Source organism: Leucobacter japonicus (assembly GCF_001273855.1).
Taxonomy (GTDB): domain Bacteria; phylum Actinomycetota; class Actinomycetes; order Actinomycetales; family Microbacteriaceae; genus Leucobacter; species Leucobacter japonicus.
Genome location: NZ_JHBX01000076.1, coordinates 47,926 through 72,974, shown reverse-complemented (window position 1 = coordinate 72,974; position 25,049 = coordinate 47,926). Strand labels below are relative to the sequence as shown.

General features: G+C 67.1%; 23 protein-coding genes. 11 read left to right on the top strand and 12 right to left on the bottom strand.

Annotation, left to right across the window (positions count from 1 at the left end; translation table 11 throughout):
* Position 1 precedes the first annotated feature (1 nt).
* The 5 genes from AMS67_RS00590 to AMS67_RS00570 form a co-directional block, all read right to left on the bottom strand.
* A complete protein-coding gene (locus AMS67_RS00590) occupies positions 2–2,083 on the bottom strand; it encodes a hydantoinase/oxoprolinase family protein (protein WP_053385634.1) in 2,082 nt (693 codons plus the stop codon).
* Positions 2,084–2,134: 51 nt separating this feature from the next.
* Positions 2,135–3,028, bottom strand: a complete 894-nt coding sequence (locus tag AMS67_RS00585; RefSeq protein WP_053385633.1) for a fumarylacetoacetate hydrolase family protein — start codon at positions 3,026–3,028, stop codon at positions 2,135–2,137.
* Positions 3,029–3,047: 19 nt separating this feature from the next.
* Positions 3,048–4,328, bottom strand: a complete 1,281-nt coding sequence (locus AMS67_RS00580; protein WP_082305188.1) for an aspartate aminotransferase family protein — start codon at positions 4,326–4,328, stop codon at positions 3,048–3,050.
* An 18-nt stretch (positions 4,329–4,346) separates the two neighbouring features.
* Positions 4,347–5,294, bottom strand: coding sequence for a C-terminal binding protein (locus tag AMS67_RS00575; protein WP_053385632.1), 948 nt, complete (start codon positions 5,292–5,294; stop codon positions 4,347–4,349).
* 222 nt (positions 5,295–5,516) lie between these two features.
* Positions 5,517–7,322 carry an AAA-type ATPase lid domain-containing protein gene (locus AMS67_RS00570; RefSeq protein ID WP_053385631.1) on the bottom strand — a complete coding sequence of 602 codons (1,806 nt, stop codon included), beginning with the start codon at positions 7,320–7,322 and terminating at the stop codon, positions 5,517–5,519.
* Positions 7,323–7,394: 72 nt separating this feature from the next.
* Here AMS67_RS00570 and AMS67_RS18075 point away from each other — a divergent pair, with 72 nt between their 5' ends.
* Positions 7,395–8,039, top strand: coding sequence for a TetR/AcrR family transcriptional regulator (locus AMS67_RS18075; RefSeq protein ID WP_082305187.1), 645 nt, complete (start codon positions 7,395–7,397; stop codon positions 8,037–8,039).
* A 10-nt stretch (positions 8,040–8,049) separates the two neighbouring features.
* Here AMS67_RS18075 and AMS67_RS00560 read toward each other — a convergent pair whose 3' ends face one another.
* From AMS67_RS00560 to AMS67_RS00540, 5 genes are all read right to left on the bottom strand, one after another.
* A complete protein-coding gene (locus tag AMS67_RS00560) occupies positions 8,050–8,352 on the bottom strand; it encodes an MTH1187 family thiamine-binding protein (RefSeq protein WP_053385629.1) in 303 nt (100 codons plus the stop codon).
* Between the two features lie 60 nt (positions 8,353–8,412).
* A complete protein-coding gene (locus AMS67_RS00555; RefSeq protein WP_277619547.1) occupies positions 8,413–9,894 on the bottom strand; it encodes a DHA2 family efflux MFS transporter permease subunit in 1,482 nt (493 codons plus the stop codon).
* Between the two features lie 97 nt (positions 9,895–9,991).
* Positions 9,992–10,387: a cytidine deaminase gene (locus AMS67_RS00550; RefSeq protein ID WP_053351632.1), complete on the bottom strand. Its 396-nt coding sequence runs from the start codon at positions 10,385–10,387 to the stop codon at positions 9,992–9,994.
* Between the two features lie 82 nt (positions 10,388–10,469).
* Positions 10,470–11,612 carry an ABC transporter permease gene (locus AMS67_RS00545; protein ID WP_053385628.1) on the bottom strand — a complete coding sequence of 381 codons (1,143 nt, stop codon included), beginning with the start codon at positions 11,610–11,612 and terminating at the stop codon, positions 10,470–10,472.
* On the bottom strand, positions 11,609–12,514 hold the full coding sequence (locus AMS67_RS00540; protein WP_053385733.1) for an ABC transporter ATP-binding protein: 906 nt from the start codon (positions 12,512–12,514) through the stop codon (positions 11,609–11,611). Before AMS67_RS00540 ends, AMS67_RS00545 begins: the two co-directional genes overlap by 4 nt.
* Before the next feature lie 149 nt (positions 12,515–12,663).
* Between AMS67_RS00540 and AMS67_RS00535 the strand changes: the two genes are divergently transcribed.
* The 3 genes from AMS67_RS00535 (at position 12,664) to AMS67_RS00525 (ending at position 15,273) form a co-directional block, all read left to right on the top strand.
* The gene (locus tag AMS67_RS00535) at positions 12,664–13,950 is read left to right on the top strand and encodes a sensor histidine kinase (RefSeq protein WP_053385627.1); all 1,287 of its coding nucleotides are present in this window, start codon (positions 12,664–12,666) and stop codon (positions 13,948–13,950) included.
* Complete coding sequence (locus AMS67_RS00530; RefSeq protein ID WP_053385626.1) at positions 13,947–14,660, top strand: response regulator; 714 nt, start codon at positions 13,947–13,949, stop codon at positions 14,658–14,660. The genes AMS67_RS00535 and AMS67_RS00530 overlap by 4 nt, the downstream gene beginning before the upstream one ends.
* A 250-nt stretch (positions 14,661–14,910) precedes the next feature.
* Positions 14,911–15,273, top strand: coding sequence for a DUF3817 domain-containing protein (locus tag AMS67_RS00525; protein ID WP_053385625.1), 363 nt, complete (start codon positions 14,911–14,913; stop codon positions 15,271–15,273).
* Positions 15,274–15,378: 105 nt separating this feature from the next.
* Here AMS67_RS00525 and AMS67_RS00520 read toward each other — a convergent pair whose 3' ends face one another.
* Complete coding sequence (locus tag AMS67_RS00520; protein ID WP_053385624.1) at positions 15,379–16,404, bottom strand: LacI family DNA-binding transcriptional regulator; 1,026 nt, start codon at positions 16,402–16,404, stop codon at positions 15,379–15,381.
* A 250-nt stretch (positions 16,405–16,654) separates the two neighbouring features.
* Here AMS67_RS00520 and AMS67_RS00515 point away from each other — a divergent pair, with 250 nt between their 5' ends.
* From AMS67_RS00515 to rhaI, 6 genes are all read left to right on the top strand, one after another.
* Positions 16,655–18,184, top strand: a complete 1,530-nt coding sequence (locus tag AMS67_RS00515; RefSeq protein WP_053385623.1) for a sugar ABC transporter ATP-binding protein — start codon at positions 16,655–16,657, stop codon at positions 18,182–18,184.
* The gene (locus tag AMS67_RS00510; protein WP_053385622.1) at positions 18,181–19,212 is read left to right on the top strand and encodes an ABC transporter permease; all 1,032 of its coding nucleotides are present in this window, start codon (positions 18,181–18,183) and stop codon (positions 19,210–19,212) included. The genes AMS67_RS00515 and AMS67_RS00510 overlap by 4 nt, the downstream gene beginning before the upstream one ends.
* Complete coding sequence (locus AMS67_RS00505; RefSeq protein WP_053385621.1) at positions 19,209–20,282, top strand: ABC transporter permease; 1,074 nt, start codon at positions 19,209–19,211, stop codon at positions 20,280–20,282. The genes AMS67_RS00510 and AMS67_RS00505 overlap by 4 nt, the downstream gene beginning before the upstream one ends.
* A gap of 68 nt (positions 20,283–20,350) precedes the next feature.
* Positions 20,351–21,400: a rhamnose ABC transporter substrate-binding protein gene (gene rhaS, locus AMS67_RS00500; protein ID WP_053351624.1), complete on the top strand. Its 1,050-nt coding sequence runs from the start codon at positions 20,351–20,353 to the stop codon at positions 21,398–21,400.
* 137 nt (positions 21,401–21,537) lie between these two features.
* A complete protein-coding gene (locus AMS67_RS00495) occupies positions 21,538–21,891 on the top strand; it encodes an L-rhamnose mutarotase (RefSeq protein WP_053385620.1) in 354 nt (117 codons plus the stop codon).
* 27 nt (positions 21,892–21,918) lie between these two features.
* Complete coding sequence (rhaI, locus tag AMS67_RS00490; protein WP_053385619.1) at positions 21,919–23,088, top strand: L-rhamnose isomerase; 1,170 nt, start codon at positions 21,919–21,921, stop codon at positions 23,086–23,088.
* Positions 23,089–23,202: 114 nt separating this feature from the next.
* Here the strand turns inward: rhaI and AMS67_RS00485 are convergent, their stop codons facing one another.
* Complete coding sequence (locus AMS67_RS00485; protein ID WP_053385618.1) at positions 23,203–24,036, bottom strand: class II fructose-bisphosphate aldolase; 834 nt, start codon at positions 24,034–24,036, stop codon at positions 23,203–23,205.
* 68 nt (positions 24,037–24,104) lie between these two features.
* Between AMS67_RS00485 and AMS67_RS00480 the strand changes: the two genes are divergently transcribed.
* Positions 24,105–25,046, top strand: coding sequence for a 1-phosphofructokinase family hexose kinase (locus AMS67_RS00480; RefSeq protein ID WP_075201164.1), 942 nt, complete (start codon positions 24,105–24,107; stop codon positions 25,044–25,046).
* The last annotated feature ends 3 nt before the right edge of the window (positions 25,047–25,049 follow it).

Below are 25,049 nucleotides of genomic sequence, written 5' to 3'. Positions count from 1 at the left end.
GTCACGCCTCCTTGCGGGTGAGGTAGATGTTGGATCGGTCGTCGAGCTGAGCGTCCCACTCCGGCGGCACCACGATGGTGGTCGTCGGCTGGTCGATGACCGCGGGGCCGGCGATGCGGTCTCCGGGGCTCAGCGTGACGCCGCGGTAACGCGCCGTCGCGAAGGGCTTGCCACCGAACACGATGTCGTCGGTGCGATGCACTTCAGGCGTCGAATCGTTCGAACCGACGAGAGCGACGAGCTCGGGTCGCGGAATCTCGACGCGCACACCCCAGGTGATGACCTCGACGCGGCTGTCGGGATCATGGGTACCGTTGCGACGATCGTGCTCGACATGGAAAGCCTGCTCGACGATCTCAGCTGCCGACTCAGGCGACGGGGCCTCGTCGAGGATCACGCGGAGATCCCACGCCTGGCCCGGGTACCGAGCGTCGACGAAGTACGAGATAACCGCGTCAGTGCCGCTGAATCGCTCCGCGAAGACCGCGGCCTTGCCCGAGAGATCGCGCAGCGCTGTGGCAGCGGAGCTCACGTTGAACGCGCGGGTGTCGTTGTGCAGCGGCGAGAGGAATTCAGTCGCGATCGGCGCGCGATGCGCACCGTATGCGGCGAGCACGCCCGCCGTTGCGGGAATCAACACGGTGTCGGCTTCGAGCAGCGCACCGATCGCAGCTGCGACCATCGCCCCCGCACCGCCGCCTGCGACGATGAGAGCGCCGCGCGGGTCGACGCCCTGCTCAAGCGAGGACTGACGGATTGCGGTCGCCATGTGGTTCGCCGACACGTCGAGGATCGCCTGAGCCGACTGCAGCGTGTCGCGTCCGAGCGGTCCCGAGATGCGGCTGTCGATAGCACGCGTCGCGGCGTCGCGGTCGAGCGTGAAGCCGCCCTCGAAGCCCTGGGCGTCAAGGTACCCGAGGGCGACGCACGCGTCGGTCACCGTCGGCTCCTCGCCCCCGCGGCCGTATGCGGCCGGGCCGGGTGTGCTGCGCGCGCTCTGGGGGCCGACACGCAGCAGGCCACCGCCATCGATCCAAGCAATGCTGCCGCCGCCGGCGCCGATGCTCGTCACCGCCACGGAAGAAAGACCGGTCAGGTGCCCGACGAACGGCTCACCGAGCCATGCCTCTCGAGTGTGACGCACGATGCCGTTCTCGACGAGCGACACGTCAAAGGTGGTGCCCCCCATATCGCAGACCACGACCGTGTCGCGGTTGGGCGCGGCAGCTGCGCCGACCAGCGGGGCCATCGAGGGGCCCGAGTTGAGCAGGAGCACGGGGCGGTTCAGCACGTCGGCGACGTCGAGCACCGCGCCCTCCGACGTGACGACGAGCAGGTCGCCCGTGAATCCGTACTCGACGAGGTCTGCCCGCAAATTGCCGAGGTGATCCGCCATCAAGGGCTTCAGCGAGGCATCGATCGCCGCAGCCGAGGTGCGCCGGTACTCACGAATCGTGGGATTCGCCTCGTTCGAGAGCGTGTAGGGAATGCCGGGCAGTTCTTCCTCGATCAGTTCGCCGACGCGTCGCTCGTGCGCATCGTTGATGATCGACCAGAGGAACCCGACCGCAATCGCTTCGGTGCCGTCTTCGGCGAGCCCGCGCAGCACCTCACGGGTGCGCTCCTCATCCAGCGGTACGAGCACCTCGCCTTCGGCGGAAAGGCGCTCAGTGATTTCAAACGTTTGGTTACGCGGAATATATGCCGGCGGGTATGCGGCCTTCGAATCGAAGGCTTCACGACGGCCGCCCTCGCGGAGCAGCAGGGTGTCGGCGAACCCCGTGGTCGTCAACAGCGCGGTCTTCGCGACCTTGCCGGTGAGCACGGCGTTAGTCGCGTGCGTCGTGCCGTAGACGATGACGTCCGCGTTGCGCAGCACCGCGTCGCCGTCCCAACCCACCGATTCGGCGGCGCGGCGCACCGACGCCTCGAAACCGGTGAAGACGCGGTCGTAGGTCGTGAGGGCCTTACCGACGGCCATGCCACCGGTGCTGGAGCCGACGACGACGTCGGTGAACGTGCCACCCGTATCGACGGCGATGCGGTACCGCGCCTCGTCGGCGCCCGTGAGATCTTGACTCATGATGTGTGTCTTTCGTGAATAGTGCGGAGTGAAGTGTGATCGTGGTGCGGATCAGACCGAGGCGACGCGATTGCGCAGTGTGCCCACGCGCTCGATCTCGATCTCGACGGTGTCGCCCGGAGCGATCCACACCGGCGGGTTGCGCTTCGCCCCGATGCCCTGCGGGGTACCGGTGGCGATCACGTCGCCGGGTTCAAGGGTCAGGAAGCTTGAGAGGTAAGCGATGATCGTGGCGATCGGGAAGATCTGATGCCGTGTGTTCGAGCGCTGCATCTCGACATCGTTGACTCGGGTGACGAGATCGAGGGTTTGCGGGTCGCCGACCTCGTCGAGCGTGACGAGCGCGGGGCCCCACGGCGTCGAACCGTCGACCGCCTTCCCCGCAGTCCACTGAGTACCTCGGTACTGCAGGTCGCGCGCGGTGACGTCGTTCAGCGGGGCGAGACCCGCGACATACTCGAGCGCTTCTGCTTCGCTGACCTTCGAGGCGCGACGGCCGATGACCACGGCCACCTCGCCCTCGAAGTCGAGGTTGTCACTGACTTCGGCGCCGCCAATCTCGGCGAACGGACCGATGAGCGTCGACGCGAACTTCGTGAACACGTCGGGGAACTCGGGGAGGGCACGCCCGGTCTCGGCGACGTGATCCTTGTAGTTCAGGCCCACGCACAGCACCTTCGCCGGATCAGGCACCGGGCCGACCAGCCCGGCCTCAGCGACCGGGCCGACCAGCGCCCCGATCGCGTTGTCACTGGCGCTGTCGAAGACCTCGCCGAGTTCGGCCAAACGATCGCCATACAAGGCCAGGAACTCCTTGACCGAGCTCGGGGCCCCGCGGTCAGCCGCATCAGCATCCGCGAGCAGACGCTCAAGATCGTAGACGGCCTCGCCGATCTGCACGCCGCCGCGGGCGCCGTAGGGGTGGTTGTATGAAACGAGTTTCATCGCTGTCGCTGCTTTCGAGTCAGGCGCGGTCGGTGCCGGCGGCTACGGAATTGACGGCGTCGGCGAGTCGGTCGACGATATCCGCGCCGACGTTCTCGTCCATTTCCGTCGACAAAGAGAGGAGGTTCGCCGGGGATCCGAGCAGACCTCGCTCGTAGGTCGCCCACCAGAGGCGGTGCTGTACGTCTTCGGCGACCTTCTCGGCGCCGGCCGGAACCGCGCGGAGCAACGAGCCACGGCCGCGCACCTCCCAGCCGGAGTCCGCGATGCGCTCGCCCACAGCGGTGCGCACTGCATCACCGAGACGGTTGAGTCGCTGCACCTGGCCCGCGGTGTAGAGGCGCACTGCTGCTGCGCCCGCGGCCATACTGACGGGGTTGCCCGAGAACGTGCCGCCGTGCGGCAGGTTGCCGGCGCGCGTCGGATCGACCTCAGCCATGAGTGCGCCGAGCCCGGCCACAGCACCCACGGGGAATCCTCCGCCGATGAGCTTGCCGGTCGTGAGCAGATCGGGCTCGACGCCGTATTCGCCGCTCAGGCCGCTGTAGCCGAGACGCAGGCTGATGGTCTCATCGATGATGAGCACGATGCCGTGCTTTGTCGCAAGATCGCGCGCGGCCCGCACGAACTCTTCAGTGATGCTGAGCAGGCCGGCGCGGTTCGGCAGCAGATCAAGAATGATGGCCGCGTACGCCTGCGGCGCCGACTCGACCGCCTGCGTCAGAAACTCGATGTCATTCAACGGCACCGCGGTCACATCGTCGATGACGCCCTGAGGCACACCCTTCGTGTACGACGGCCCGCCGGGCACCAGCGCGACGTCCGACGTCCCGTGGTAACCGCCCTTGGTCACAATGACCTTGTCGCGACCGGTCGCAGCACGCGCGATACGCAACGCCGACATGACAGCCTCGGTGCCCGAGTTGGTGAAGCGCACCTGGTCGAGCGACGGCAAGCGCTTCAGCAGCAGCTCGGCGAGCTCCCACTCCCAGAGGTTCGGAATGCCCCAGCTCGAGCCGGCCGCAAGCGCCTTGGTGGCGGCTTCGGTGATCTCGGGGTGCGCATTGCCGTGGATCAGCGAGGTGAAGTTGTTGTTGGCGTCGATGAGCTCGCGCCCTCGGTCGTCCCACACGCGGAATCCAACGCCGCGAATCGCGTACGGGCTGGGCTCCCCCGTGAAGTAGGTCGAGCGCCCGTAGCCACCGGGAAGCAGTGGGAAGCCGCGCGGCCCGCGACGCAGATGGGGATCTTCGGCGAGCACTTCGTGCTTGATGCGCTCGGCAGCGGTGTTGGTATTCACGTCGTTGTCTCCCGTTTCTCAGTTCACAAGGTCGATCAGCGGCTGCCCGGTGAGCGCGCGGCGTACGCGATCCACTGCACCGTCTTGCAGCGCACCCGTCGAACGGTTCGAACGCCAGGCAATATGCGGCGTCAAAATGGTGTTGGGGGCTTTGCGCAGCGGGTGCTCGGCGTCGAGCGGCTCCTGCACGAACGTGTCAATGCCTGCGCCGGCGATGTGACCGCTATTCAGGGCCTCAGCCAGAGCCTCCTCGTCGACGAGCCCGCCACGAGATACGTTGACGATGACGGAGTTGCGACGCATACGACCGAGCACCTCCCCGGAGATGAGATTCCAGGTGTCATCGGTCAGTGGCAGGTGGAGCGACACCACATCGGAGTTCTCGAGAATGTCATCGAGTTCTGCGAGGGCGAACTCGCTCTCGGTCACGAACGGGTCGTACGCGCGCACCTGCGCCCCGACCGCGGTGTACATCCGCGCGACGTGGGCGCCGATGCGTCCAAGACCGACTACGCCGACCTCCAGCTGCGAGAGCACCGGGGTGTCGTAACCGATGATGCCGCCCCAGGCGAAATCACGAATCGCGGCATCGCCTGCGGGGAGGCGACGCGCGAGTGCGAGACCCATCGAGAACGCGTGCGACGCGACCTCTTCCGAGGCGGTACCCGGCACGATCGACACCGGGATGTTCGCCGCGGACGCCGCATCGACGTCGATGTTGTCATACCCGATCCCGTAGCGAATCACCGCTTTGCACTGCTGCATGATCGGGAAGTCGCTCGCCGTCAGCTTGGCGTAGGGCGTAATCATCACGATCTCAGCGCCGGCGAGGCCCTCGCGGAACTCGTCGACATCGCTTGCGGCGACGAGCTCGTAGTTGAGCTCCTTCGCGAGCGCGTGCTCGCGGTCGAGATCGGGGAAGTGGTGGGGAGCGACCAGGATGGTCCCCTGTCCTTCGCGGTTCATGTGCAGCAATCCTGTTCTCGTCTGTGACGGTTGAGGTCCGCAGTCGAAATCGAGTTCCGTTCGCGGGGTGTGACCATTCCACCGCCCGCAGCCGAGCCCGAAACGTCCCAGATCGGTACACGGGAATACGCCAAAAAATGGCGTACCGCTGAGACCGTGGATTGCACGGTCTCAGCGGTATGCCTGGGTGTTGTGCCGCGTCAGCAGCGGGTGTGCATCGAGTTAGAGGTCGAGCCCCCGACTGCGGAAGAAGTCCATGCGCCGATAGAGCGTCGAGCGCCCGATCTGCAGCATCGATGCCGCCAGACGACGGTTGCCCTGCGCCTCACGCAGTGCACCGCGAAGCTCGCTGTACTCGGCTTCCTCGAGCCGTGACAATCGCCCGGTCGACGCAACGCGCTGGAACGAGATCGGCAGGTCATCCATTGTCGCCTCGCCGCCCCGGGCGCGTTCGACCGCATTGACCACGACCGATCGCAACTGCTCAACGTTGCGTTCCCAGTCAGAGTTCATGAGTGCAGAGAGCATCTTCCGGGAGAGCTTCTTGTCGCCCAGATCGGCGGCAATGGCTTGCGCGAGCAGCGGGATGTCTTCCCGCCGGTTGCGCAGCGGCGCCACTTCGAGTTCAAGGGCGCCGCAAAACTCAGAGATGCGGAGAGTGGTCGGCGTCGCGCGATGCGCGGTCAGGATCACCTTTGCCGTCGGGTGCGCCCCGATGGTGCGCACGAGATCGATGCCGTCGAGCTGACTGAGTTCGTCGGCGTGACCGATCACCAGCGTGTCGGGATGCGCTCCGAGCGACTGGGCCACTTCTTCGGTGAGCGACAACGAACTATTGCGATGGCGCGCATCGACGAAGACGCTGCTGCCGCGCAACGCTGCAATCGCACCAGCGAGCCGCCGCTTCCCCGTGCCCGCCTCGCCAATGATGACTGCGGACCGAGATTGCTCGATGGCGCGGGCGGCCAGGGCAAGCGTCGTTTCGAACTCTTCGCTCGCACCGACGAGTCGCTGGCGCAACTGAGTGAGAGCGAAAGATTGCGAGGCCGGCTCGGAGGTAGTCGCGGGGGCTGTGCTCGCCGCACGGCGCAGCGTGCGTTGCTCAGCGCGCGGCCTCACCGTGACAATCGCGCCGACGCTCGCCCCCGAGAGCTGCACCGCCGTCAGTGTCAGCTCAGCCGAGCCGAGCCCGCTGAGCGACACCGTCGCAGTGCTTGAGCGGCCCGATGACATCACCGATTTGGCATAGCCCTCGATGATGGCGAGATCGTTGTCTTGGAGGCGCGACGTTGCCGCCGCGTTCATCAGAGAATTCTTGCCGTCCATCGCGATGATGGGGGTGTCGCCCCTGCGCCGGGTCACCGTAAGGTACTCGTCGAGCAGAGCCCGCTCCTTCGACGACGTACGTGTTGCGATATCGTGCTCGATGCGGGACGACACACCCTCGAGCATGAGCAGCGTCGACCCCGGATCGATGCGCGACACCCTCGCTTCAGGGAAGGTCAAGCCGACCACTGCACGCACACGGTTGTGGAACGGGTCGCGGACGAGCGAACCGAAGCACCAGTTGCCACGCATGTCTTCACGGAAGTGCTCTTCGGGCGCGAGCCAAACGCCGCGCCCTTCTTCGAGCGCGAGCCCCTCGCCGTTGCTGCCGCAGCTCTCTTCAAGCAGCGAGTATCCCTCGGGAAAACTGTCATCCGCCCGCAAGAAACTGGGGTGAATGAGCGCACCGTTCGGCGCCGTCAAGCTCACGTATCCGCCGAGGTCAGACGCGACCTCATCGAGCTTGCGCAGGTGTGGCTCTGCGGCGCTGAGCGTGTACTCGTCGACTCGACCGGCATCGAACATACCTCGATCGGCCGAGCCGTCCACGCCCGCAGCTCGGCTGCGGTACCACGAGCGGGCGATCATGGGGCGCACGCCTGTGATCTCCGCATCCAAGGCTTCGAGAATCGAGTCTCGGGCTCGATCGGCGGCTCGGAACTCATTCACGCGCCGGGTCGAAACAATGGCATGACCGGTCATCGCGCACCTCCTAAATCTCCACACTGAGTGTCGGAATATGCGACGAAAGTAACACAGAAACATCGCGCTCTGATGTCTGGAAAAGTCGAAAACGGGACACTCCGATTGGCAGAACATCCGAATGGGCGTCCCAACTTGATGCAGGCGCACCGCTGGCGACCCGGTCACCGTACGCTTCGAAGACATCCATGCACGATTTGCGGCATGTTGGGAAGATCGGAGAAATGCATGACCTCGACGGCGCGGTCCGAACCGCGGAAGCAGGTCATCACACGCGCAGCGCTCTGCGTGATCGCGGAGGGCGGCTTGCGTGGCGCCAGTTTCCGGCGCATCGCTGCGCGGGCGGGAGTGCCCTTGGGATCGCTGACCTATTACTTCTCAGGAATCGAGGAACTCCTCGATCAGGCATTCACCCTGTACGAGGGGGAGCTTCGGAAAGATCTGGCGGCAGTTTCCAGCGCGTGCACGTGCACTGGCCGCTCGGAGCCCCAGCTCGATGCGGTGGCGGAATGCGAGTTGCTCGCGCTCCGCTCCCCCGCGTTCTTCGATCTCCTCGCCCATCGGAGCCGGCAAGGGCGTGTCACCGCCTTGCTCGACGAACTCCACACACTCTGCAGCTCGGACGCATCGCAGTTGCATCGGCGCGGATGCGAAGCTTGCGGCGATCTGGTTGCACTGCACTTAGCGCTGGCCGGCGGCTCATGGCCACCTGGCTAATGGAGCGCGGCTACTCGTTTCCCTCAATCGCCGCCTCAAGCCGCTCCAGCTTCCCGTCGAGCTCGCCCTCGAACCCGGGGCGAATGTCGGCCTTCATCACGAGCGACACGCGTGAGCCGAACGGCAGCACTGCCTCGGTTGCGCGCTTCACGACGTCGAAGACCTCGTCCCATTCGCCCTCGATCTCGGTGAACATCGATGACGTGCGGTGCGGCAGCCCGGAGGCGCGCACGATCTTCACCGCCTCGGCGACGGCATCTGAGACGGAGGCGTTGCCGGTGCCCGACGGGGCGACGGAGAAGGCGAGAATCATGAAGGGATCCGTTCGTTCGGGGCGAGGTGATGGCAGGTGGGGCGTTCGCGACTCGCGAGGTCAGGCTTCGGCGGGCACCTCGACCGGCCGGGTGGTCGCCTTCTGCGGGCGGCGACCGAACCAGAGCGAGATGATGGCACCGAGCAGAATGGCGGCGATCGGCAGGTAGAGCGACTGCCCCATCGCGGTCGCGAAGCCCGCGTGCAGCGCTTCGGGCAGCTGGCCCGCGGCCCCGGCTGATTCACCGCCGCTCATACCATCGGCCGCGCCCGCCCCGAGTTCGGCGGAGATGCGCGACTGCATGAGCGCGGCGATCGCGGCCGACCCGAGCACCGCGCCGACCTGGCGCGACGTGTTGTAGACGCCTGAGCCCGCACCGGCGAGTTCGGGTGCGAGGCTGAAGGTGGTGATCGAGGCGAGCGGACCCCACATGCAGGCGTTCGCGATGCCGAGCACGGCGCTCGGCACGAGCAGGAGCCAGAGCGGGGTGTCGGGCTGCAGCAGGAAGCTGTAGAGCAGCATGCCGGCACCGACGAGCACGAGGCCGAGGGTGGCAATGCGGCGGGGGTCGGTGCGGTCGATGAGCAGGCCGATCGGCCGCGCGAGACCCGCGGAGAGCAGTGCCATCGGAACGAGCATCAGGGCCGACTGCGTCGGCGTCAGGCCGCGCACGAGTTGGTAGTAGAACATGAGCGGCAGGCCCATACTCGTGACCGCGAGACCGACCATCGTGATGGCGGAGGAGCCGACGGAGAAGTTGCGATCACGGAAGATTTCGAGCGGCAGCAGTGGTTCGCCGCGCTGCACCCGCTGCCAGATCACGAAGAGCGCCAGCACTACGACGCCCAGCACGATCAGGCTCCACACCGAGATCGGGCCCCAGATCTGACCCCAGTCGTAGCTCTCGCCCTCTTGAATACCGAAGACCAGCATGAACATTCCCGCGGCACTCAGCAGCACGCCGACCCAGTCGAAGCGATGAGCGTGGGTCTCGAGCTGCGGCACGTAGCGCATCGCGAGCACGAACCCGATGACGCCGACCGGCACGTTGATGAAGAAGATCCACTCCCACCCAAAGCCGTCGAGCAGCACGCCGCCCAAGATCGGGCCGACGAGCGTCGCCACTCCGGCGGTGATGCCCCAGACGGCCATCGCCGAACCGCGCTCACGAGGCGCGAAGATGCGGGTGATCACGGCCATGGTCTGCGGCGTCATGAGTGCGGCGCCGAGGCCCTGGAACACGCGGGCGATGATAAGCGCCTCGATGGTGCCCGAGAGCCCGCACGCGAGCGACGACAGTGTGAAGACGGTGAGCCCGAACAGGTAGATGCGGCGCGGGCCGAAGCGGTCGCCGAGTCGCCCGGTGATGAGCAGCGGAACGGCGTACGCGAGCAGGTACGCGCTCGTCGCCCACAGCGTAGCGACCATGGTGGTCTCGAGCCCCTCCATGATGGACGGGTTCGCCACCGACACGATCGTCGTGTCGACCAGGATCATGAAGAAGCCCAGCACCAGTGACCAGAGTGCCGGCCAGGGCCGAATGTCGGGTTTGGGTGCCGGGGTGGTGCCGGGAGCGGGCTGACTGGCGGAGGGGTGTTCGGAACTCACCCGAGCAGACTACTCCTGGGCGCCGACATTGCTAGGGGGTCGCGAGCGCTGCCGGGCCAAACCCTTCGGGCAGCATCTGCTCGATCGTGGCGAGCCCCGCGGGAGTCTGCAGCAGCATGCCGGGGGCTGAGGCCTCCGAGAGCACCTGGCGGCAGCGCCCACAGGGGGTAATGACCTCACCGTTGCCGACGCAGGTGAACGCGACAAGGCGCCCGCCCCCGCCAAGATGCAGCTGGCCGACCATCGCGCACTCGGCGCAGAGCGTCACACCGTAACTGGCGTTCTCGACGTTGCAGCCGGTGATCACCCGGCCGTCGTCGACCAGTGCGGCGCACCCGACTGAGTAGCCGGAGTAGGGCGCGTACGCGTGCTCCGCAGCGGCGAGTGCCGCCTGCTGCAGCGCGGTCCAGTCGATCTCGGGTGCCATGCGACCAGCGTATCGGCGTACATCGCACTGCGGGCCCGGAGCGCACCAACGCCCCGGGCCCGCAGTCTCGCAGGTTTGCCCGTTATCCCTTGAGTGCGTCGCCCAGCTTCACCCGGGCGCCGGTGCGCAGAATCGAGTTGCTGTAGATGCGCGACCCGATCGAGATGACGATCGCGATCGACACGGCGAGGATGCCGAGCGATGCGATCGGCTCCCACCATTCGGCAGTGCCGAGGTAGAGGCGCATGGGCATGCCGACCGGGGCCGAGAAAGGCAGGTAGCTCATGATCGCGAGCACGGTCGGGTTGTCGTAGAACACGATGACGCCGATGTACGGAAGCATCACCAGCATCATGACGGGGCTGGTGACCGAGCCGATGTCTTCCTGACGCGAGACCAGGGCGGCCAGCGCGGCGTACATCGCGGCGAGCAGCACGAACCCGAACGCGAACAGAATGCCGAACCAGATCAGTGCCGTGCCAAGTTCGCCCAACAGCAGGTCTTGCCCGGTCGCGAGCATGCCCACGGAGGCCAGCGCCGCGATCGCGACGACCTGGGCGAGCGCGAGAATGCTGTTGCCGAGAATCTTGCCCGCGAGCATGGTGCGCGCTGAGACAGTGGCCAGCAGAATCTCGACGATGCGCGTCTGCTTCTCTTCGACCACGCTCTGCGCGATCGTCGTGCCGAACGTGATCGCACTCATCATGAAGACGACGCCGAAGGCGATCGCAATGATGTAGGCCAGGAAGGGATTCTCACTCGTCGGCTCGAGCAGCTCGACCGACGGCGATGCCGAGAGCGCCTGCAGCAGCCCGGTCGGAGGGCTGTCGTTCGCGAGAATGGTGAGGCCCACCGGGGTATCGCCACCCGGCACCACCGCGGCGTCGACCTCGCCATCGCGCACGGCCTGTTCGGCGGCCGCGCGATCCGCCACCTCGGTGACCTCGAAGCCGTTGCCGTCGAGCGGATCGACCGTCGCGGCGGCCTCGCCGACCACCGCCACTGAGGTATCGCTGGCGAACCCACCGTTCTTCGCCATGAAGCCGCTGAAGAGCACCGAACCGAGCACGAGCAGCAGCAGTATCGCCGTCGAGATGAGGAAGGCCTTGCTGCGCAGTTTCGTGGTGATCTCGCGCTCGGCGACGAGCCAGGCGCCCTGGGCGCCGCTCACGGGGCGCGACGTTGATCGCGACGACTGCGTCGCGGCGGGGGTGGGGGCGTTCATCGCACGACCTCCTTGAAGATCTGGGCCAGAGACGGGGTGATGGGGGCGAATCGGCGCACCGTCACGCCGGGCTGCGCCTGCTGCACGGCGGCGGTCAACACGCCCTGAGCGGCATGCTCGTCGATGGCGTCGAAGCGGGCGAACCCGCCGTCGAGATGCGTCACCGTAATGCCGGCCTGCTCGCGCACCCACCCGGCGTCGGCTCCGGTGCCGACGACCTCGAGCTCGAAGCTGCTGCCGGAGTGCTGCGCACGCAGCCCTTCACGTGAACCCGAGGCGAGGATCTTGCCCCCGCCGATCACGACCACGTCGTCGCAGAGGCGTTCGACGATGTCGAGCTGATGCGAGGAGAAGAGTACGGGCACGCCCTGCGCGGCATAGTCGCGCAGCACGCCGAGCACTACCTCAACCGCCATCGGGTCGAGCCCCGAGAACGGCTCGTCGAGCACCAGCGCCGACGGGCGGTGCACGAGGGCCGCGGCGATCTGCGCGCGCTGCTGGTTGCCGAGCGAGAGGCTCTCGAGCGTGTCGGTTGCGCGCTCGCCGAGGCCGAGCCGTTCGATGAGCTCGGTCGCCGACGCCTTCGCGTCTGGCGCGCTGAAGCCGTGCAGCCTGCCAAGGTACACGAGCTGCTCGAGCACCTGCATCTTGGGGTAGAGTCCGCGTTCTTCGGGCATGTAGCCGAAGCGCGCCCGATCTGCGGGGGTAAGCGGCGACCCGTCGAGGCTCACCGTGCCGGCGTCGGCCGACAGCACCCCGAGAATGATGCGCATGGTGGTGGTCTTGCCCGCGCCGTTGCCCCCGACGAAGCCGGTCATGCGACCGCCCTCGACCGTGAAGCTCACGTCGTCGAGCACGCGTCGGTCGCCGAAGCTGCGGGTGACGCCTGCGATGTCGATCATCTCGATCCCTTCTGTCGTTGCCTCCAGCTTGGCGGGTGCCGTCGACATTGCGCTTCCCCCGAGCGAATGACTGCGGGATCGCCCGGCGCGGCCGGCGCTCCCCCTCAGGGCGGATGCCCGATGTCGGCGGCTCCCCCTACGCTGGAGTCATGCAGCCACACGCCGCCTGGAGTCGCCCCGCGCCCGATCGTCGCGCGCTGCGCGCCGATATCGGCCTCGCGGTGCTCCTCGCGTTCGCGGCCGCTACCACGGCGCTCCTGTATGCGCGCACCGGCATGTATGAGAATCCGGCGCCCGGCTGGGTGTGGGTCATCGGCTTGGGTCTCGCCACCCTGCCGCTCGCGGTGCGTCGCAGGTACCCCGTGCCCGTCGCCATCGTGGTGGCCATCGGCTTCTTCGTGTGCGGGCAGTTCGGTGTACCCGAGGTACTCATCGTCAACATCAGCTTGTTCTGTGCAATGTACACGGTGGGCGCCTGGGAGCGGCGCCGTGCGCTGGCCGTGTGGTCGCGCGTCGGCATCGGCGTGATCATGATCGTGTGGCTCGTGATCACGCTCATCATCGCGTCATCGCAAGAGGATGCGTTTCCGGGCATATCTCGCTCGGGCATCTTCTCGGCGTACGCGACGTACGCCGTCATTCAGATCATCACCAATCTCCTGTACTTCGGCGGCGCCTATTTCTTCGGCGAGCGATCCTGGAACGCAGCGCGTGCACAGGCGCTGCTCGAGGCGCAGGGGCGCGAGCTCGAACTCGAGCGGCAGACGAGCGCGGCGCAGGCGGTCGCTCTCGATCGCATCGCCATCGCGCGCGAATTGCACGACGTCGTTGCGCATCACGTATCGGTCATGGGCATTCAAGCCGCTGCCGCCAGACGCAGCATCGCGCGCGACCCCGAACGCGCGGTTGCCGCACTCGAAGTCGTCGAAGAGAGCGCCAGTAACGCTGTCGCCGAGTTGCGCGCACTGCTCGGCACGCTGCGCGACCCGGGCAGCGACGCCTCGGCTCCGACCACCATCGGTGTCGCTCATCTCTCGACGCTGGTCTCCGAATCACAGAGCTCGGGCACCCCGGCAACGCTCATCGTCGCCGGAGAACCGCGCCCGGTCCCGATGCTCGTCGACGTCGCCCTGTACCGCGTGGTGCAGGAGGCACTGACCAACGTGCGCAAGCATGCCGGCCGCGGCGCCCGCGCCGAGGTGCGCCTCCGGTTCACTCCCGACGCCACCGAGGTTGAGATCTCAGACGACGGCGTGCGCCAGGAGCTCGGCCAGCGTGCTGCCGGCTCCGGGCTCGGGCTGCGCGGCATGCGCGAACGCATCGGCGCCGTCGGCGGCACCGTGACCGCCGACCGCCGCGAGCGCGGTGGGTTCATCGTGCGGGCCAGCGTGCCCGCTTACTCCTCAGCATCCGCCCTGATTGAAAGGCCCGCATGATTCGCGTGCTCCTCGTCGACGACCAGGCGCTGGTGCGCTCGGGTTTCCGCATCATCCTCGAATCGGAGCCCGACATCGAGGTCGTCGGTGAGGCCGAGAACGGCGCAATCGCCGTCGATCTCGCCGCCGAACTCGCGCCCGACGTCATCTGCATGGATGTCGAGATGCCCGTGCTCGACGGCATCGAGGCCTCGCGCCGCATCCTCACTGCAGCGCCCGCTGATGCCGCACCTTCGGTGCTCGTGCTCACCACGTTCGGTCACGAGCAGTACCTCTTCGACGCCCTCGCCGCGGGGGTCAGCGGTTTTCTCCTCAAGACGTCTCGCGCCGAGCAACTCATCGACGCGGTGCACTCACTCGCAGCCGGCAACGCGCTGCTCGGGCCCGACGTCACGCGTGCCGTCATCGAACGCGTTGCGGCAGAACGAAGCACGGGGGGCGGCGCCGTTTCCGCCGCAGATGCGGCTGCCCCAGCGCGTGAAGCTGTCTCCGCCCTCGACGCCACGAGCGCGGCGATGGAGGCGGCCGGGCTCACGGAGCGCGAGCGCGAAGTTCTCGCACTCGTCGCAGAGGGGCACTCGAACGCTGAGATCGCCAAAGCACTCTTCCTCGGCGAAGCCACCATCAAGACGCACGTCTCAAATCTGCTGCAGAAGCTCGGGGTGCGCGACCGCATCCAGGCCGTCGTCTGGGCGCACACCCGGGTGTAACACCCTTCTCGACTACGCCGAGCCCCTCCCAACTCGCCGAGCGCCTCTCAACTCGCCGAGCGCCTCTTATCTGCGCGCGCAGTTTGGAGGCGCTCGGCAACATCAGAGGGGCTCGGCGCCAAAGGGCGCAGGATTGGGAACCGGACTTGAGGGGCTTGGTGCCCAGAAGTGCAGGGTTCGACACCGGGAGCAGCTGCCGACACTGCAGCCTCACGGGGCCTGCTGATCCTGCATCGATAGGATGCCGACCATGACGAAAGCCACAGGAATCGGCCGCGCCTACGCTTGGATCGCTTTCGTGGAGGCCTTCACCTGGGCCGGTCTGCTCGTCGGCATGTTTTTGAAGTACGTGACTGAGACGACCGCGATGGGCGTCACCATCTTCGGTTCGCTGCACGGCGGCGCGTTCATCGTCTACGGCATCATCACGATCGTCGCCGCGATCCGGCTGCGCTGGGGCTGGTGGGTCGCACTGCTCGCCCTCGCCGCCTCCGTGCCGCCGCTCGTGACGATTCCGATGGAGATCTGGCTCCGTCGCACCGGGCGCCTCACGCGTCGTGACGACGCCGCGCAGACCGCCGCTCCCGGCGACGCGGTGCTCGCCCAGGCGTAGACCAGGGTCAGCGCCGCACTGGCTGCGGCAGCACCGCGACCAGCGTGAGAGATTCGGCGTCGGTGGGAGATTCTGGCGTGATACGACTCACGGAAGCCGAATCTCTCACCGAGGCGGCGCGGCGTCACCGACGGTCGACGCGCGCACGACGAGTTCGGGCGTGAACTCGATCTGCTCGCGCGGCGCATCGGGCCCGGCCTGAGCCTCCTTGATGAGCAGCCCGACCGCGGTCGCACCGATCTCGATCGCCGGCTGGCGCACCGAGGTGATGGGCACCACGGCGGCGTTGGCGAAGTCGATGTCGTCGTAGCCGACGAGTGCGATGTCTTCGGGTACGCGCAGTGATCCGGTCATCACGAACGCCTGCAGCACGCCCATCGCCAGCAGGTCGTTGGCCGCGAAGACGGCGTCGGGCCTGCGCTCGGGAGGCAGTGCGACGATCTCTTCGGCGATCCGGCGCCCTTCGATGACGCTCAACGCCGGCGTCTCGTGCACGGTGAGCGTGGCATCGGGGGTTTCGGCGACGACCGATCTCGCGCCGTTCAGTCGATCGGAGACCTGCTTAATGCCGAGCGGGCCGCCGACGAAGGCGAGCCGCCGCCGACCGAGCGAGAGCAGGTGGCGCGCAGCGATGCGCCCGCCCTCGACGTCGTCGACCGACACCGATGAGAAGGAGCGGTCACTCGAGCCGCGGTCGACGAGCACGACCGGGGTGCCGGCCTGCCGCAGCTTCCAGAGCTGTGTGAGGTCGGTGTCGACGGGTGAGATGAGCACCCCGGCGACGCGATGCTCCTCGAACATGTCGAGGATGCTGTGCTCGCGCGTGCTCGAGTCGTCGCTGCCGCCCATGAGCACGGTGTAGCCGTCGTCGATCGCGCGGCGCTGGGCGCCGTGAGCGAGGTCCATGAAGAACGGGTTGCGGGTATCGAGCACCACGAGCCCGAAACTGGTGCTGCGCCCGGCGCGCAACTGGCGCGCGGCGTCGTTGCGCACGAAGCCGAGCTCTTCGATCGCCTGCGTCACGCGTTCCACGGTCGCTGCGGCCACGATCTCTGGCCGGTTCAGCACGTTCGAGACCGTGCCCACCGACACCCCCGCGGCACGCGCGACGTCTCGGATACTCGCTGCCATAGCGTTGTCCCCTATCCGGTCGTCAGTGTCCTGTATTCGCCAGAGTCTATTCGATGCGCTCACAATATTGAAACGCTTCAATAACGACTTGGAAACCGTTATGACTTCGACTTGACGCATTTCGATCGCCGTGCGTAAACTCAGGCTCACTGATATTGAAACGATTCATTGATCGATTGTTCAATCGGTCGTCGATCCGTTTCAGCAACACCCTAAGATGCCCTTCCAATGGCAGGAAGTCGTGAGTTCAATGAAGAAACCACCCGCTGGCGAGCCGCTGCTCGAACTGCGCGGCGTTGCCAAGGCCTTCGGCCAGGTGATCGCGCTGCGCGACAGCACGCTCGCTCTGCACCCGGGATCAATCCACGCCCTCGTGGGCGAGAACGGCGCCGGCAAGTCGACGCTCGTGAAGATCATTGCCGGCCTGTACCGCCGCGACTCGGGCGATTTCCGGCTCGACGGCGAGACCGTCGACTTCGCGTCGACCGCCGAGTCGAAGGCCGCCGGCATCGCCGTGATCTACCAGGAGCCCACGCTCTTCCCCGACCTCTCGGTTACCGAGAACATCTTCATGGGCCGCCAGCCCCGCGGCCGCTTCGGCCGCATCGATCGCGCTGCCATGCGCACGGAGGTGCAGTCGCTGTTCGCTCGCCTCGGCGTGGCCATGGACCCGGATCGCACGGCCGACGGGCTCTCCATCGCCGACCAGCAGATGATCGAGATCGCGAAGGCCATCTCGCTCGATGCCCGCGTGCTCATTATGGACGAGCCCACAGCAGCTCTCTCGGGCGTCGAGGTCGATCGCCTGTTCCAGGTGGCCCGTGCACTGCGCGATGAGAACCGTGCCCTCGTCTTTATCTCGCACCGCTTCGACGAGGTGTTCGCGCTCTGCGACACCATCACCGTCATGCGCGACGGCAGCTACGTCTCGACTCGCGCCATCAGCGAGACCGACCCCGACAGCGTGGTCGCTGAGATGGTCGGCCGCGAGATCACCGAGCTCTTCCCGAAGCTCGAGACCGAGGTCGGCGAGCCGTTGCTCGTCGTCGAGGGGCTCACCAGCCCGGGCGTCTTCAACGACATCAGCTTCACGGTGCACTCCGGTGAGATCGTCGGCCTGGCCGGCCTCGTCGGCGCCGGCCGCAGCGAGGTCGCTCGCGCCGTGTTCGGGGTCGACGGGTACCGCAGCGGCAGCGTGCAGGTCGCGGGCAAGAACGTCGCCAAGGGCAAGCCGACCGCCGCCATGCGCGCCGGCCTGGCGCTGGTTCCCGAAGATCGCCGCAAGCAGGGCCTGGTGCTCGAGTCGAGCGTCGGCCGCAACACGACCTCGGTGATCTTGGATTCGCTGGCGAAGCTCGGCATCGTCACGACCGGCGCGGAGAACCGCGCCGCGCGCCCATGGTCCGAAAAGCTCGAGGTGAAAACCAACGCGCTCACCACGATCGCCGGCACCCTGTCGGGCGGCAATCAGCAGAAGGTCGTGCTCGGCAAGTGGCTCGCCACCGACCCGCGCGTGCTCATCATCGATGAGCCGACCCGCGGCATCGACGTCGGCACGAAGTCTGAGGTGCACCGCCTGCTCTCGACGCTCGCCAGCCAGGGCATGGGCGTGCTGATGATCTCGAGCGAGCTGCCCGAGGTGCTCGGCATGGCCGACCGCGTCGTCGTCATGCACGAGGGGCGCATCACCGCGACGATCGACCGCGAAGACGCGACGCAAGAGAACGTGATGCGTGCCGCCACGCACAGCGCGAACGCAGATACGGAGCAGCACGCATGAGCGCCACCACCCTGAATGCCCCGAGCGTCGGTTTCGGCGCGATCGTCGGGCGCCTGACCCGGGCTCGCGAGGCCAGCATCTTGCTTGCCGTGCTGCTCGTCGTCGCGGCCGCCACAATCAAGAACCCGAACTTCCTGTTCTCGACCGACGGGTACCGCGACCTGTGGCTCACGCCGTCGCTGCTGCTGCTCGTCGCCGTCGGCCAGGCGGTCGTGCTCATCACGCGCAACGTCGACCTGTCGGTCGGCTCCATCTTGGGCCTCAGCGCATACCTCACCGGTCGTCTGTTCATCGACATGCCGGGCCTGCCGGCGATCGTCGTGGTGCTGATCGCCATCGTCTTCGGCGGCCTGCTCGGCTTGATCAACGGTGCACTCGTCGCCTTCGCGAAGGTGCCCGCGCTCGTCATCACACTCGGCACGATGTACGCGTTCCGCGGCATCAACGTGCTCTGGACGGGTTCTGATCGCATCAACGCCTCCGACATGCCCCGTGGCTTCCTCGCGCTCGGCACCGCGCAGGTCTTCACCATTCCGGTGCTCACGATCATCGCTCTCATCGTGCTGATCGCGGTCGCGTGGTGGATGAAGAACACGCGCGCCGGTCGCGAAAGCTACGCAATCGGCTCTGACCCCGACGCGGCTCACCTCTACGGCCTGCCCGTCACCCGCCGCATCCTCGTCGCATTCGTGCTGTCGGGCGCGCTTTCCGGCTTCGCCGGCGTGCTTTACGCCGCACGCTACGGCACGATCAACTCGCAGGCCGGTTCGGGCTGGGAACTCGATGCGATCGGAGCCGCGGTCATCGGCGGCGTCGCGATCTTCGGCGGCGTCGGCTCGGTGTGGGGCGCGGCCATCGGCGCCTTCCTGCTCATGACCATCAACCGCGCGCTCCCCGTGCTCGGTGTGCCCGACTTCTGGCAGCGCGCCGTCGTCGGTGTGCTCATCATCGGAGCCATCGTGCTCGACCGCGTGCTGTCGCTCAGACAGCACCGCAAACTCATCGAAGAACGGGAGACGCAGCGATGACCGCGACGACCACCGGCCTCAGCACGGCGACCACCGGAATCCGCCACATCGCGGACTACGACCGCCCGCTCTGGCAGCGCCTGCTGCTGACCCGCGAGAGCGCGATCATCGCCCTCTTCGTCGTGGTCGTGCTCGTCGCCGCGATCCTGGTGCCGAACTTCGGCAGCAAGATCACGATGACTTACCTGCTGCTCGACATGTTCCCGATTCTGATCATCGCTCTGCCGATGACCGCGATCATCGTCACCGGCGAGATCGACCTGTCGGTCGCCAGCGTCGTCGGGCTCTCGAGCGTGCTCACCGGTGTGCTCACCCAGGCGGGCGTGCCGTTCGGGATCACCATCGTGCTCGCCATCGCAGCAGGTGCGGTGGGCGGCGCCATCAACGGCTGGCTGATCACGGCGGTCGGGCTCCCCTCGCTCGCGGTGACCATCGGCACGCTGGCGCTCTACCGCGGCATCGCGGTCGGCCTGCTCGGCACCACCGCCGTCACCGACTTCCCGTCGTTCTGGACCGACCTCGCCAAGGAGAAGATCGGCTCGACCGGCATTCCCGTGGTCGTCATCCTCTTCGTCGTGCTCGCGATTCTCTTCGCCATCATGCTGCACTTCACGAAGTTCGGTCGCGGCGTCTTCTCGATCGGCCTCTCGCCCGAGGCTGCGCGCTTCTCAGGCGTCGACGTCGCCCGCACCAAGATGGTGCTGTTCGTGCTCAGCGGTGCCGTTGCCGCACTCGCCGGCATCTACTACACGCTGCGATACGGCAGCGCTCGCGGCGACAACGCGACGGGCATGGAGATGCAGGTCATCGCGGCAGTGCTGCTCGGCGGCGTCTCGATCTTCGGCGGCCGCGGCGCACTGCACGGCGTCATCGCCGGCGTGCTGCTCATCGGCGTGCTCGGCAGCGCACTGCGCCTCGCGAACGTCACCTCCGACGTCATCAACATCATCACCGGCGTGCTGCTCATCGCCGCCGTGATCTCGACCAGCGTCATCGCAGCATTCAAAAACCGGCGAAAAACCGGCAGAAAGCTGCAGATCGCCGGCGCACGGGCCGCCACCACGGCCTGACCCTGACTCCCACGACCCACCACACCCACACCCCCGCACTCGCGGGCCAGGAAAGGAAACACCGAACGATGTGGTTCACGAAGAATAAGAAGAAGGCGGGCGCGGTTCTCGCGCTCGCGGCCAGCGCAGCGCTGCTGCTCTCGAGCTGCTCCACCGGCGGCGGCGACGCGGGCGACGGCGGATCGGACTCGGGTTCGGGCGGATCCGGCGCCAGCGTCACCTTCCTGCCCAAGAACCTCGGCAACCCGTACTTCGACACGTCGAGCAAGGGCGGCAAGGCAGCCGTCGAGGCATTCGGCGGCACTTTCAACGAGGTCGGCCCCACCGAGGCAACCCCCGACGCGCAGGTGAGCTTCATCAACACCGCGACGCAGCAGGGCGTCGACGCGCTCGCCATCTCGGCGAACGACCCGAAGGCCATCTGCGACGCGATCAACGAGGCACGCGATAACGACGTCAAGGTCGTCACGTTCGACTCCGACACCAGCGCCGACTGCCGCGACCTGTTCATCAACCAGGCCGATGCCGAGGGCATCGCAAAGGTGCAGGTCGACATGATCACCGAGCAGATCGGTGACAAGGGTCAGATCGCGATTCTCTCGGCCGCCGCGAATGCGACCAACCAGAACGCCTGGATCGACCTCATGAAGGAAGAGCTCAAGGCCAACCACCCCGACGTCGAGCTCGTCGAGACCGTCTACGGCGACGACGACGATCAGACCTCGTTCGACAAGACCGCAGCGCTGCTCCAGACCTACCCGGAGCTCAAGGGCATCGTCTCGCCGACCACCGTCGGCATCGCCGCAGCCGCGCGCTACGTCTCGACCTCGGACGCGAAGGGCAAGGTCGCAGTGACCGGCCTCGGCACCCCGAACCAGATGCGCGAGTACGTCGAAGACGGCACCGTCACCGAGTTCGCACTGTGGAACCCCGAGGATCTCGGCTACCTGACCGCCTACGCCGCCAACGCACTCGTCTCGGGCGAGATCGAGGGCAAGGAGGGTGACACCTTCACCGCCGGCGACCTCGGCGACTTCACCGTCGGCAAGGACGGCGTCGTGCTGCTCGGCGACCCGTTCCGCTTCAACGCAGACAACATCGGCGACTTCGACTTCTAAGCCGCCACGGGGCGGGGGCCGGATCGGTTGCGATCCTGCCCCCGCACCACCCCGCTCTGTCACGCCATTCCGCACCACCGCACCACCGCCCCACCCCGCGCAGGCCCAGCCGCGCCCCACCAGACTCGGAGACTCCCATGCGCGTGTGCTTCCAAATGCAGGTCAAGCCCGACCGCCTGGCCGAGTACGCCGAGCACCACGCCGCCGTCTGGCCCGACATGCTCGAGGCCATCGCCGATGCCGGCCGCCGCAACTACTCGCTCTTCCTGCGCCCCGACGGGCTGCTCATCGGCTACTACGAAACCGATGACGACGACGCCGCGCAGCGAGCGCTCGAAGCCGACCCCCGCACCGCCGCGTGGGAGTCGAAGATGGCCGACTACTTCGTCGCGTCGACCGGCCGCCCCGACCAGGAGGCCCCCCGACTTCCCGAGGTGTTCAACCTCGAGGACCAACTCGCCCGCCACCACGCGAGCACGAATCGCGCATAGCGCAGTACCGGAAAGAAAGCGCAGATCATGAGCTCCTTGTTCTCCCCAGAAATCCAGCAGACCCTCGCCCAGCAGGCGATCGAGGTCCCGTCGTGGGCCTACGGCAACTCGGGCACGCGGTTCAAGGTCTTCGGCACGCCGGGCACCCCGCGCGATGCGTTCGAGAAGATCGCCGACGCCGCCGAGGTGCACCGCGTCACCGGCCTCGCGCCCGCCGTTGCGCTGCACATTCCGTGGGATCTCGTCGACGACTTCGGGGTGCTGCGCAAGCACGCAGAAGACCTCGGGGTCGAACTCGGCACGATCAACTCGAACACGTTCCAAGACGACGAGTACAAGTTCGGCGCCCTCACCCACGTCGACGCCGCCGTGCGCCGCAAGGCCATCGACCACCACCTGAAGTGCATCGACGTCATGGACGAGACCGGATCGCGCGACCTCAAGATCTGGCTCGCCGAGGGCTCGAACTACCCGGGTCAGGCCGACATGCGCGGCCGTCAGGATCGCCTCCAGGAGTCGCTCCAGGAGATCTACGCACGCCTCTCCGCCGACCAGCGACTCGTGCTCGAGTACAAGTTCTTCGAGCCCGCTTTCTACCACACCGATGTTCCCGACTGGGGCACCTCGTACGCGCAGGTGTCATCGCTCGGCGAGAAAGCCATGGTCTGCCTCGACACCGGCCACCACGCCCCCGGCACCAACATCGAGTTCATCGTGATGCAGCTGCTGCGCCTCGGCAAGCTCGGCTCGTTCGACTTCAACAGCCGCTTCTACGCCGACGATGACCTCATCGTGGGCGCGGCCGACCCGTTCCAGCTCTTCCGCATTCTCGTCGAGGTGGTGCGCGGCGGCGGGCTCAACAACCCCGACGTGGCCTTCATGCTCGACCAGTGCCACAACGTCGAAGAGAAGATCCCCGGCCAGATCCGCTCCGTGCTCAACGTGCAAGAGATGACGGCCCGCGCCCTGCTGCTCGACCGCGACGCCCTCGGCGCTGCTGAGGCCGCCGGCGACGTACTCGGCGCCAACGCCGTGTTCATGGATGCGTTCTACACCGACGTGCGCCCCGCCCTCGCCGAGTGGCGCGAGTCGCGCGGCCTGCCCGCCGACCCGATGGCCGCCTACGCCGCGTCGGGCTACCAGCAGCGCATCAACGCCGACCGCGTCGGCGGCGCACAGGCCAGCTGGGGCGCGTAGTCGCTGACTCCCTTGCGATCGGGGTAACTTCGGACCGGTGTTGAGGCGGAATCGCCGTGTCACACTGGTCCGAAGTTACCCCGATCGCACTGGGTGGGGGCAGCGGGGCGCGGCCTACGCCGCACTCGGCGGCAGCACCTCAGCCAGCAGGTGGAGCACCGTGTCGCGCACCGCTGTGCGAGCCGGGGCGAGAAACCGCCGCGGATCCACCAAATCCGGCTGCTCTCGCAGCGTTGTGCGGACCGCCTCAGTGAAGGCAACGCCGAGCGCAGTGCCGACGTTGACCTTCGTGATGCCCGCGGTGATCGCCTCCCGGATACCTGCATCTGAGACTCCGGAAGATCCGTGCAGCACGAGGGGCACCGGTACCGCCGCGGCCAGACGCGCGATCAGCTCGAGGTCGAGATGCGCGTCTCGCGTCGTCATCGCGTGCTGCGAACCGACGGCGACCGCGAGCGCGTCGACGCCGGTCGACGCGACGAACGAGTGTGCTTCATCGGGGTCCGTTCGCACGCCGGGCGCGTGAGCCCCTGCTTTCCCGCCGATCTCACCGAGTTCCGCTTCGACGAACACTCCCTCCGCGTGCAACGCTTCGGTGACGGCTCGGGTGCGCGCAACGTTTTCGGCGTAGGGCAGGGCAGCGGCGTCGAACATGACCGAGTCGAAGCCGAGCTCTGCCCCGCGAAGCGCGAGTGCCGCATCGGTGATGTGGTCGAGGTGCAGCGCGACGGGCACGGCCGCCGAATCGGCCGCTGAACGCGCGGCCGCCGCGATCGGCTCCGGTTTCCCGTGAAACGCAATCGCGTTCTCGCTCAGCTGCAGCACGATCGGCCGGCCGGCGATCTCTGCGGCTGCGATGGCTCCGCTGATGTGTTCGAGGGTCACCACGTTCACGGCGAGGATGCCGGTGCCGCGAGATGTGGAGATGAGCTCATGCAGTACGGTCATGCGGATCCTCCTGAGGTGGGGTGGTGAGACGTTGAGCGGTCCGGCTGATGCGCGGATACGATGGTGGCGTGCTGATCACGGTGACCCCCGCTCCCGCTATCGATTGGACGCTGGAGTGCGCTGATTTCGCGTTCGGCCTGGTGCATCGCGCCCGCGCGGAACGCCGCGAGCCAAGCGGCAAGGGTGTGAACGTGTCGGTGGCGCTGCAGCGCGCGGGAGTCCCGACGCACGCGGTGATCGCCGCCTCGGGCGAGGGAACGGATTTCATGGGTGGCGCACTCGATGCGCTCAATGTGGCGCATACCTTCACGCCGGGCGGCCCGGTGCGCACGAACGTCACCCTGCTCGTGGACGGTCATCCCGACACCAAGATCAACACGAGCGGAGTCGCGCTCGATGCCGCCGCTTGCGACGCACTGGTCGAGGGCATCGCCGCGTTCCCTGACGCAGACGCCGTGCTCGCTGCGGGGAGTTTGCCACCCGGCACCGACGCGGAGCTTCACGCGCGCCTGGTGACCCGCGCACGGGAACTCGGGCGATACACCGCGGTCGACACCTCTGGGCATGCACTCGCCGCCGCTGTGAGGGCGGCCCCCGATCTCATCAAGCCGAACGCTCACGAACTCGCCGAGCTGACCGGCGCTTCGCTGCGCACGTTCGGGGACGTGCGCGATGCGGCGCGGGGTGTGCGCGAGCAGTTCGGGATCGGCACGGTGCTCGTCAGCCTCGGAGCCGATGGTGCGCTGCTCGTCGACGGGGTCGGCGAGATCTGGGCAGGCGCGCGGCCCGACGCGGTAGTCAACGCGGTCGGAGCCGGAGATGCAATGCTCGCCGGCTTCCTCGCGGCACGTGCTGACCGGGCAGAGGCCATCCGCACCGCCGTGCGCTGGGGGGCCTCCGCCGTGGCGCACCCGACGACCCTCTTCGCCGTATTGCCCGAGCACCGGCTTGAGCAGTGGAGCACGGTCGAAATCGATTGGACGCGAGCGATTCAGTCCGACTCCGACTGAATC